This is a genomic window from Mangrovactinospora gilvigrisea (genome assembly GCF_001879105.1).
GTDB classification, from domain to species: Bacteria; Actinomycetota; Actinomycetes; order Streptomycetales; family Streptomycetaceae; genus Mangrovactinospora; species Mangrovactinospora gilvigrisea.
The window spans coordinates 1-10,203 of sequence record NZ_MLCF01000136.1 but is presented as its reverse complement, the minus strand read 5'-3'; the positions used below and the strand labels follow the sequence as shown (position 1 = coordinate 10,203).

Genomic DNA, 10,203 nt, shown 5'->3' with positions numbered 1-10,203 from the left:
CCCACCCCGGGTGGGGTGCCGGGGCGGAGGGGCGGCAACAGCAACCCCGGCTCAGCTGCTCTTCGACGGCGAGGGCGACCCCGACTTCGACGGCGACGCCTTCCCGGAGGGAGACGCCTTCCCCGACGGAGACGCAGAGCCCGACGGAGACGCGGACGAGGACGGAGACGGCGACGCAGACGCAGAAGGCGCCGCCGCAGGTATCCGCTTGCACCCCGGCTGCCCGGCCAGCGCCGTCCCCAACTCCCCCGTCTCCAACTTCCGCAGCGCCGCGTCGGAGCTGTTGGTCAGCGCATCCGTCTGCGAGCTGATCGACTTCAACCCCGACGCGAACCTCGCCTGGTCCTTGGTGTCCAGCCCGTCGACCTTCGTCTTCAACCCGCCGTACCCCGACGCCGTCGACCGCATCTGCTTGACCGCGTCCGACCGCACCTTCGCGCCGTTGTCCACCTTCGGCACGCCCGCCCCCTGCACGGCGTCCGCCAGACCGCTGTTGGCCGCCTGAAGCTGCCCCAGGTCCGTCGAGAGCCGCTTCTGCAGCTGGCTCGGCGTCTCGCCGCTGACGACCCGTCCGAGATCCGCACGCGCCTGCTCGGCCTGCACGATCTGGGACTTGGCCGGCCCGCAGAGCCGCTTCGCCCAGGCGTTCAGCTCCTTGGTGTTGTCGTGCTTGCCGCAGGCCGTCGCGGTGAGCGCCACCGCCGCCAGCGGCACCGTCCACACCACCAGCCGCGTCTTCCTGGACTGCGAGCGCACCGAGAACCTCATGGCTGTCAAGTCATCCTTTCCCGCCGCGCACGGGTCTCACGGCCCCGACAACCTACACAACCCGGCACGACGGCCGCCCCTCCCTCGGGGGAAGGGCGGCCGTGGCAATCCTCACTGTCGTACCGGTCACATGCTCCCGACCGGTTGACTCCACTCTCTGTCAGATCTGTGTCAGCTACTGCTCTCCTTCGCACTCATCCGCGGCTCCGGAACCGACGCCCCACCGTCCTCACCGCCGTCGCCCGCGCCCGCGCTGTCGCCCATCACGACCCCCCGGCGCTTCGCGACCCACACCGCGCCGGCCACGATCAGCAGCGCGACGAGCCCGACGGCCACCCGCAGCCCGACGTTGGCGTCCTTGCCGAAACTGAACTGCACGATCGCCGGGGCGATCAGCAGCGACACCAGGTTCATCACCTTCAGCAGCGGGTTGATCGCCGGCCCGGCGGTGTCCTTGAACGGGTCGCCGACCGTGTCGCCGATGATCGTCGCCTCGTGGGCCTCGCTGCCCTTGCCACCGTGGTTGCCGTCCTCCACCAGCTTCTTGGCGTTGTCCCAGGCGCCGCCGGAGTTGGAGAGGAAGACCGCCATCAGCGCGCCGGCGCCGATCGCCCCGGCGAGGTACGAGCCCAGCGCGCCGACGCCGAGGAAGAACCCGACGGCGATCGGCGCCAGCACGGCCAGCAGTCCGGGCGTCGCCAGCTCCCGCTGGGCGTCCCGGGTGCAGATGTCGACGACCCGGCCGTACTCGGGCGTCTCGGTGCCCTCCATGATCCCGGGGTGGTCGCGGAACTGCTTGCGCACCTCGTAGACCACCGCGCCGGCGGAACGCGACACCGCGTTGATCGCCAGCCCGGAGAAGAGGAAGACCACGGACGCCCCGAGCAGCAGCCCCACCAGGTTGTTGGGCTGGGCGATGTTCAGGCTCAGCGTCGTCCCGGTCGGATTGCCCACCTTCGCCCGCGCCGTGTTGATCGCGTCCGTGAAGGACCCGAAGAGCGCGGTCGCGGCGAGCACCGCCGTGGCGATGGCGATGCCCTTGGTGATGGCCTTGGTGGTGTTGCCCACCGCGTCCAGCTCGGTGAGGACCTTCGCGCCCTCGCCCTCGACGTCCCCGGACATCTCGGCGATGCCCTGGGCGTTGTCGGAGACCGGTCCGAAGGTGTCCATGGCGACGATGACGCCGACCGTGGTCAGCAGCCCCGTCCCGGCGAGTGCCACCGCGAAGAGCGCCAGCATCACCGAGCCGGTGCCGATCAGGAACGCGCCGAAGACGGCGAGACCGATGATCACCGCGGAGAAGACCGCCGACTCCAGCCCCAGCGACACCCCGGAGAGGATCACCGTCGCCGGCCCGGTGAGGGAGGTCCGCCCCAGATCGCTGACGGGCCGCCGGCTCGGCTCGGTGAAGTACCCGGTGAGCTGCTGGATCACCGCGGCCAGCACGATGCCGATGGCCACCGCGCCGAGCGCGAACCAGCGCGGGTCCCCGCCGTGCGAGGAGATCGACGCCGGCACGCCCTTGAGCCCGGAGAAGGAGGACGGCAGGAAGACGAACGCCGCCACCGCCACCAGCACCAGCGAGACCACGGCCGAGATGAAGAAACCCCGGTTGATCGGGGTCATCCCGCTGCGGTCGCTGTCCCGGGGCGCCACCGCGAAGATGCCCAGCACCGCGGTGATCACCCCGATGCCCGGCACCAGCAGCGGGAAGACCAGGCCGTGGTCGCCGAACGCGGCCGTGCCCAGGATCAGCGCGGCCACCAGGGTGACCGCGTACGACTCAAACAGGTCGGCGGCCATGCCGGCGCAGTCCCCGACGTTGTCGCCCACGTTGTCGGCGATGGTCGCCGCGTTCCGCGGGTCGTCCTCGGGGATGCCCTGCTCGACCTTGCCGACCAGGTCGGCGCCGACATCCGCGGCCTTGGTGAAGATGCCGCCGCCGACGCGCATGAACATCGCCAGCAGAGCGGCCCCGAAGCCGAAGCCCTCCAGTACATGGGGGGCGTTCTTGGTGTAGATCAGGACGACCACGCAGGCGCCGAGGAGCCCCAGTCCGACCGTGAACATCCCGACCACGCCGCCGGTGCGGAACGCGATCCGCATCGCCTTGTGCGAGGCCGGGCCGGTGCGGTCCTGGGCGCCCTCGCCCTGGGTGGCCGTCCGTGCGGCGGCCGCGACGCGGACGTTGCTCCGCACCGCCAGCCACATTCCGAGATAGCCCGTGGCGGCCGAGAAGACGGCCCCCACCAGGAAGAACACCGAGCGACCGATGCGCTGTCCCCAACCGTCCGCCGGAAGCAGCAGCAGAAGCAGAAACACCCCCACCGCGAACGGGGCGAGGGTGCGGAGCTGCCGGCGGAGATAGGCGGCCGCGCCCTCCTGGACATGGCCGGCGATCTCCCTCATGGTCGGGGTGCCCTCGTCGGCCTCGAGGACCTGACGCAGCAGCAGAATGCCCACGCCGAGGGCCAGGAGCGCGACGACCGCGATGACCACGACCACGACGCGGTTGCCGCCGGTGAGTACCGCGGTCACCCCATCGGCGGCCAAGTGGTGCACTTCAACCCGTACTAACCGTCCGTCCATCCGTTCCACCGTCCTAATCGTCGGGAAGACGCGAGGATTTTCGGGACGGACGGGAGTCTAGTGATCGCTAGTCCCCCCAACCAGACCAACAACCGGAAAACCCGGACAGATCATTCCGCACGCGCCCCCTCGGGGCCGGACAGCCGCGGAAGGCGCCCACGGCGCACCCACCCCCGGCGGGGTACCGGGCCGGACGGGACATCAACAGCGCCCACGCCGCACCCACCTCGGGTGGGGTGCCGGGGCGAAGGGGCGGCGACAACACGCCCCGCGAACCGCTACCGAACCGGAGCGCCGACCAACGGCCAGCTCATCCGGATCGTCCCGCCCCCGTCGCCCCCGACGATCTCCACGTCGTCCACCAACCCGGAGATCACCGCGAGCCCCATCTCCCCCGTGTCCTCGTCCTCCTCGGCCGCCGCGCCCCCGTCCCCGGCAGCCACCGCCGCCTGGGACGGCACCGCGTCGCCCACCTCGATCGAGAACCGCTTCTCGGACTCCTCCAGCTCCACCCGCACGGGCGTGTCCACGCCGCCCCGCTGGTGCAGCGCGACCGCGCGCGAGCACGCCTCGCCGACCGCCAACCGCACCTCGTCCAGCAGCTGTTCGTCCACACCGGCCTTGCGCGCCACCGCGGAGGCCACCAGCCGGGCGGTGCGCACATGCTCGGGCAGCGCGCTGAAGCGGAGTTCGACGATGGCCATGGCGGAGGATCCCCCTCGGAGAGCGTGGTGCGGGCCCGCGCCGGGGCGGCGCGGGCCGAACTGAGGAAGTCGTGCGGACGGACGCCGGGACGTCAGTCCGTCGCCGACGCCGCCTCGTCCACCGAGGCGTGGATCGGGAAGACCTTCGTCAGACCGGTGATCCGGAAGATCTTGAGGATGCGCTCCTGGTTGCACACCAGACGCAGCGAACCCTCGTGCGCACGGACCCTCTTCAGCCCGCCGACCAGCACTCCAAGGCCGGTCGAGTCGAGGAAGTCGACGCCCTCCATGTCGACAACCAAGTGGTAATTGCCCTCATTGACCAGCTCGACGAGGCACTCCCGAAGCTTCGGGGCGGTGTACACGTCGATCTCACCGCCGACCTCGACGACCGTCCGGTCGCCGACGGTACGGGTCGAAAGAGACAGGTCCACGGGTCCTCCAGCACCTTGCATCGAGCGGTCGCCCCCGCGGCTTTCCGGGTGGAGGCCGCTTTCGGGGAACAGTTCGGGGAACGGTTCGGCAGCCGCCCTGGCATTCAACCATCCAACACCAGGTCGGCACGACGCCTTACGGCGATTGTGCCTCGCGGCGGTGACAGACTTACAGGGAGACTGGTCCACGATGACACCGCGCCCGCAACCGCCGTTGGCCGTCCTCGAAAGGCTGACCGCAGCCCGAGGACGGCTTGATCGCGTCACCCATAGGGAGCACCTGCCCGCCCGGGCGGCCCGTCATGCCGACTGGCCGCAGGACCTTCGTCCCGAACTGCTGTCCGCCATCCGCGAACTCGGCGTGCCGCGTCCCTGGATCCACCAGGCGGCGATGGCCGAGGCCGCCCTCGCCGGGGAATCGGCCGTGGTGGCGACCGGTACGGCGTCCGGAAAATCCCTCGCCTACCTCGCCCCCGTCCTCAACGGGCTGCTCGACGGCGCCGCCGGGACCGCCCGCGGCAAGCCGAACGGCCGCGGCGCCACCGCGCTCTACCTGGCGCCCACCAAGGCCCTCGCCGCCGACCAGCTGCGCACCGCGGAATCGCTGCTCAAGGCGGCCGCGGCGGCCGGCCCCGAGGACGCCGCGGCCTCGCGCCCGCGGGCCGCCCTCTACGACGGCGACACGCCCTTCGAGGAGCGCGACTGGGTGCGCCGGTTCGCCTCCCTGGTGCTCACCAATCCGGACATGCTCCATCAGGGGATCCTTCCCGGCCACGCCCGCTGGGCGCCGTTCCTGCGCGCGCTGCGCTACGTCGTCGTCGACGAGTGCCACACCTACCGCGGCGTCTTCGGCTCGCACGTCGCCCAGGTGCTGCGCCGGCTGCGGCGGCTGTGCCGCAAGTACGGCTCGGACGGCCCGGTGTTCCTGCTGGCGTCGGCGACGGCCTCCGAACCGGCCGCCGCGGCGGAGCTGCTGACGGGCCTTCCGGTGACGGAGATCACCGAGGACGGCTCGCCGCGCGGCGAGACCGTCTTCGCCCTCTGGGAGCCGCCGCTGACCGAGACGGCGGGGGAGCACGGGGCGCCGGTGCGGCGCACCGCGACCGCCGAGGCGGCGGAGCTGCTCACCGATCTCGTCGCCGACGAGGTCCGCACCATCGCTTTCACCCGATCGAGGAGGGGTGCCGAACTGGTGTCCATGGTGGCGCGGGAGCGGCTCGCCTCCGGCGCCGCCGGCGTCCCCCCGGCGCTCGGCCTCGACCGCCGGGTCGGCTCGTACCGCGGCGGCTACCTCGCCGAGGAGCGCCGCGCCATCGAGCGGGCACTGCTGGAGGGGCGGCTGCTGGGCCTCGCCACCACCACCGCACTCGAACTGGGCGTCGACATATCCGGCTTGGACGCGGTGCTGATGGCCGGCTTCCCCGGCACCCGCGCCTCGCTCTGGCAGCAGGCCGGACGCGCCGGACGCGAGCAGCAGGGCTCGCTCGCCGTCCTCATCGCCCGCGACGACCCGCTGGACACCTTCCTCGTCCACCACCCGGACGCGCTCTTCGGGCGCCCCGTCGAGCACACCGTCCTCGACCCGGCCAATCCGCATGTGCTCGCCCCGCACCTGTGCGCGGCCGCGGCCGAACTCCCGCTCACCGAGGCCGACATGGAGCTGTTCGGGCCGTCGGCGCGGCTGCTGCTGCCCCAGCTGGAGCAGCGCAAGCTGCTGCGCCGGCGCGCCTCGGGCTGGTTCTGGGCGCGCCGCGAGCGGCCGGCCGACCTCGTCGACATCCGGGGCAGCGGCGGCGCGCCGGTGAAGGTCGTGGAGGCCGACACCGGACGGCTGCTGGGCACGGTGGACGCGGGCGCCGCGCACACCTCCGTCCACGAGGGCGCCGTCCACCTCCACCAGGGCCGCACCTACCTGGTGCGGGAGCTCGACCTGGAGTCGGACTGCGCCCTGGTGGAGCGCGCCGACCCGCCGTACTCCACGGTCGCCCGGGACACCACCGCGATCTCCGTGCTCGACACGGAGGCCGAGGTGAAGCTCGGCGACGGCGTCCGGCTCTGCTTCGGCTCGGTGGAGGTCACCAACCAGGTGGTCTCCTATCTGCGGCGGCGGCTGATCACCGGCGAGGTGCTGGGCGAGCGGCCCCTGCACCTGCCGCCCCGCACGCTGCGGACCCGCGCCGTGTGGTGGACCGTCACCGACGACCGGCTGGAGGCGGCGGACATCCTCCCGGAGGAGCTGCCCGGCGCCCTGCACGCCGCCGAGCACGCCTCCATCGGCCTCCTGCCGCTCTTCGCCACCTGCGACCGCTGGGACATCGGCGGCGTCTCCGTCCCGCTGCACCCGGACACCGGCGCGGCCACCGTCTTCGTCCACGACGGCCATCCGGGCGGCGCCGGCTTCGCGGAGCGCGGCTTCCGCGCGGCCCGCGAGTGGCTCACCGCCACCCGGGACGCGATCGCCGCCTGCGAGTGCGAGCACGGCTGCCCGTCCTGCGTGCAGTCGCCCAAGTGCGGCAACGGCAACGACCCCCTCGACAAGCCCGCCTCCCTCCGCCTCCTCACCGCCCTGCTGGCCTGACCGGGGCGGAGGGGCGGGACGGAGGGCGGAGGGTGGAGGGGCGGGGGCGCATGGCCGGCCGGAGGGACCGTCAACGCGAGCCCGCGGCAATCACCCGCTGGAGCAGCTGCCGCGAGCTGTGCAGCTCGCCGATCGCGCGGTCGATCCGCTCCCGCTCCGCCACCAGCTCCCGCACCAGCTCCACCCCGACCGCCCCGCCGCCCCCCACCGCGCACGGCAGCACCTGGGCGATCGTCGACGTCCCCAGCCCCGCCGTCAGCAGGCACCGGATCGTCCGCACCGTCTCCACGTCGGACTCCGCGTACTCCCGGTACCCGCTCGGCCGCCGACGCGGCCGCAGCAGCCCCTGCTCCTCGTAGTACCGCAGCAGCCGCTCGCTGACGCCGGTCTTCCGGGACAGCTCACCGATCCGCACCGCCTACCACCTCCGCAACGCGACGCACCCCCGTCCCTAACCCGCCAACGACCGCGCTGCCACCGAGGTCGCGCCCGAGCCCGGTGACGGCCGCCCGCGCGCGCCCCCGCGCCCCCAGCGCCGCGCCGGGCGGACCCGGCACCCGCACCGGCACCACCGCCTCCACCTCGGCCTCCGCCGCGACCGCGCCGTCCCTGCCGCGCGGCGCCGCCGCGCAGCGCGCGACCCGCGCGCCGTCCGTCTCCGCGACCCGCTCCGCCGCCCCGCACGCCGCACCACGGCCGGCGCCCAGCGCCGCCCGGTCGGCCGCCGCCAGCGCGGCCAGGTCGGCCGCGGCGTCCGCCCGGTGACGGGCGATCACCGCCGCGGAGACGCCCAGCTCGGCCGCCCCGGCGAGCACCAGCACCATCCCCAGCGCCACCGCGTAGAGCGTCGCCGAGCCGCGTTCGCGGGCGCGCCGCTCACCCCGCACCGCCGACCGCCCCCTCCCCGCCGCCGCCGATCCGCTCGTCCAGCGCCGCCTCCTCCGCGGCCACCGGCATCGTCAGCACCCGGCCCAGCCCGGCGAAGGCCGGCGCCCGCCCGGTGACCCGCACCCGGACCAACCCGTCGTCGCCGCGCCGCACCCGCAGCGCGGCACCGCGCGGACCGGCCGCCCGCACCGCGGTGGCCACCACGGAGGGCGGATCGCCCCGCGCCGCCGAGCGCGCCCCCTCCCGGGCCGCGTCCACGCACCGCAGCTGGGCGGTGGCCACCGCGATGCCCCACATCAGCACCGCGGCGAGCAGCACCAGCGCGGGCAGCACGGCCGCCGCCTCGGCGGTGACGAACCCGGCGTCGCCCCCAGCCGCCCGCTCAGAACCCGGCACGGAGCGCCCTCCGCACCAGGCCGGACATCGCGTCGGCGACCATCCCGGACGTCACCACCTTGTAGAGCACCGCCGCGAAGGCCACCGCCGCGACCGTGCCCACCGCGTACTCGGCCGTCGTCATCCCCGCGTCCCACCCCGCCCGCGCCCGCACCCGCACGGCGGGTCGCAACCGGGACCCCCAGTCCCGGACGCGCTCCCGCACCGACGGCCACCACCACCCCGCGACCGCCCCCGAACCGCCGCGGGCGCCGCAGCCCCGCCGGCAGCACCAGCCGCAGCCGCCGCCCATGAAGTCGACCCCGCAGGCGCGGCGCACCCGCACCCGCACCCGCCGCCGCGCCCCCTGCTCCACCGCTCCCGTGACCATCATGACGATCTCCCCTCTCGCTCTGATCCCACTGATCCCACTGATTCGACGGACCCGGCTGAACCGGCCGATCCGGCCGATCCGGCCGATCCGACCGCACTGCCTGATCCGTCCACTCACCGGCCGAGCAGCCGCTCGGCCAGGCCCATCACCACCGGCGCCACACCGACCAGCAGGAACGCCGGGAGGAAGCAGAGGCCGAGCGGCGCCGTCGCCCACACCCCGGCCCGGCGCGCGGCGGCCAGTGCGGCCCGCGCGCCGGACTCCCTCCGCCGTGCCGCCAGCGCCGCCACCGCGGCGGCGGACGCGGTGCCGCTGAGGCCCGCGCGGGCCAGGCAGCGGCCCAGCGGGGCCAGCCCGGGGCGAGAGCCGAACCGCGCCCAGCAGTCCGCCGGGTCGGCCCCCATCCGCAGCTCGGCCGCGACGCCGCCGAGCAGCGGCGCCATCGGCGGCCCCAGCGTGGCGGCGACGGCGGACGCGGCCGCCTCCGGCCCGGCGCCGGCCGCGAGCACCGCCGCCAGCAACTCCGCGGTCGGCGCCAGTTGGGCGGCGAGGGCGCGCTCGGCGTCGGCGGGTGCGCGCCGCCGCAGCCCGATCCAGCCCCACACCGCGGCCCCGACGCCCACTGCCAGCCCGAGTACCCAGATGCCCATCACGCATCCTCCGTCCGCGCCCGGCTCTCGGCGCGGCCGGCGAGTGCCGCCGTCCACGCCAGCCCGGCCGCCTCCAGCAGCAGGCCGACCGCGAGGCAGCCCAGGCCGGGAGCGGTGTGCAGCAGGATGCGCACCGGGTTCGCGCCCATCGCGGTGCCCAGCACCACGCCGATCAGCGGCAGCACGGCGAGCAGCAGCGCGGTGGAGCGCGGCGCGGCGAGCTGGGCGCGCACCTCCTCGCGCAGCGCCTCGGCGGCGCGCAGCGAGGCGGCCAGCCGCTCGACGCCCGCGGCGAGGCCGGCGCCGCGGCCGGAGGCGAGCTCCCAGCAGGCGGCGAGCCCCGCGAGCCCCTCCGCGCCGGGCGCGGCGCCGGCCCGGCGCAGCGCGGCGGGGACGTCGCCGCCGTAGCGGGCGGCGCCGAGCAGGGCGGGGCGGTCGAGGCCGCCGTCCGCGTCGGCGTCGGGTTCCTCGGCGAGGGCCCGCTCCAGGGCGACGGCGGCGAGGCACCCGGCCCGCAGCTCGGCGGCGAGCGCCGCGCACACCTCCGCGACCTCGCGCGCGGCCCGTTCAGCGGCCACGCGGGCGGCGCGTCGCCGCAGGGCGCCGCGCACCACCAGGGCGGCGACCAGGCCCAGCACCACCGGGACCGGCGACCGCAGCACCGGCGCCGCGAGCGTCCCCGCCAGCAGCAGGACGGCCCCGCCCAGCGCCTCCCGGCGCACGCGGACGATCCGTCCGCCCCCGCCCGCAACGACGGCGCTCACCGCGTCACCCCGTCCACCTCGAACAACGCCTCCTGCCGATCCCCCACCCGCCGCTTCCG

The 10,203-nt window shown here is 74.8% G+C and carries 11 protein-coding genes; 1 reads left to right on the top strand and 10 read right to left on the bottom strand.

Annotated features, from left to right (window positions below):
- Window positions 1–51: 51 nt before the first annotated feature.
- The 4 genes from BIV57_RS20675 to BIV57_RS20660 form a co-directional block, all read right to left on the bottom strand.
- Window positions 52–768, bottom strand: coding sequence for a hypothetical protein (locus tag BIV57_RS20675; protein ID WP_071658369.1), 717 nt, complete (start codon window positions 766–768; stop codon window positions 52–54).
- Window positions 769–939: 171 nt separating this feature from the next.
- Entirely contained in the window at window positions 940–3,321 is a 2,382-nt protein-coding gene (locus BIV57_RS20670; RefSeq protein WP_419185734.1) for a sodium-translocating pyrophosphatase, read from the bottom strand.
- Between the two features lie 314 nt (window positions 3,322–3,635).
- The gene (locus BIV57_RS20665) at window positions 3,636–4,061 is read right to left on the bottom strand and encodes an ATP-binding protein (RefSeq protein ID WP_071658367.1); all 426 of its coding nucleotides are present in this window, start codon (window positions 4,059–4,061) and stop codon (window positions 3,636–3,638) included.
- A gap of 92 nt (window positions 4,062–4,153) precedes the next feature.
- Entirely contained in the window at window positions 4,154–4,495 is a 342-nt protein-coding gene (locus BIV57_RS20660; RefSeq protein ID WP_071658372.1) for an STAS domain-containing protein, read from the bottom strand.
- A gap of 190 nt (window positions 4,496–4,685) precedes the next feature.
- Between BIV57_RS20660 and BIV57_RS20655 the strand changes: the two genes are divergently transcribed.
- Window positions 4,686–7,073: a DEAD/DEAH box helicase gene (locus BIV57_RS20655; protein WP_107409645.1), complete on the top strand. Its 2,388-nt coding sequence runs from the start codon at window positions 4,686–4,688 to the stop codon at window positions 7,071–7,073.
- 70 nt (window positions 7,074–7,143) lie between these two features.
- Here BIV57_RS20655 and BIV57_RS20650 read toward each other — a convergent pair whose 3' ends face one another.
- From BIV57_RS20650 to BIV57_RS24305, 6 genes are all read right to left on the bottom strand, one after another.
- A complete protein-coding gene (locus BIV57_RS20650) occupies window positions 7,144–7,488 on the bottom strand; it encodes a MerR family transcriptional regulator (protein WP_071658366.1) in 345 nt (114 codons plus the stop codon).
- Window positions 7,475–7,960 carry an Rv3654c family TadE-like protein gene (locus tag BIV57_RS20645; RefSeq protein ID WP_071658365.1) on the bottom strand — a complete coding sequence of 162 codons (486 nt, stop codon included), beginning with the start codon at window positions 7,958–7,960 and terminating at the stop codon, window positions 7,475–7,477. Before BIV57_RS20645 ends, BIV57_RS20650 begins: the two co-directional genes overlap by 14 nt.
- Entirely contained in the window at window positions 7,950–8,357 is a 408-nt protein-coding gene (locus BIV57_RS20640) for a TadE family type IV pilus minor pilin (RefSeq protein WP_071658364.1), read from the bottom strand. The genes BIV57_RS20645 and BIV57_RS20640 overlap by 11 nt, the downstream gene beginning before the upstream one ends.
- Window positions 8,344–8,730, bottom strand: coding sequence for a DUF4244 domain-containing protein (locus BIV57_RS26655; protein ID WP_336447021.1), 387 nt, complete (start codon window positions 8,728–8,730; stop codon window positions 8,344–8,346). The genes BIV57_RS20640 and BIV57_RS26655 overlap by 14 nt, the downstream gene beginning before the upstream one ends.
- Before the next feature lie 113 nt (window positions 8,731–8,843).
- On the bottom strand, window positions 8,844–9,380 hold the full coding sequence (locus BIV57_RS24310; protein ID WP_071658363.1) for a type II secretion system F family protein: 537 nt from the start codon (window positions 9,378–9,380) through the stop codon (window positions 8,844–8,846).
- The gene (locus BIV57_RS24305; RefSeq protein ID WP_071658362.1) at window positions 9,380–10,144 is read right to left on the bottom strand and encodes a type II secretion system F family protein; all 765 of its coding nucleotides are present in this window, start codon (window positions 10,142–10,144) and stop codon (window positions 9,380–9,382) included. Before BIV57_RS24305 ends, BIV57_RS24310 begins: the two co-directional genes overlap by 1 nt.
- Window positions 10,145–10,203: the final 59 nt, after the last annotated feature.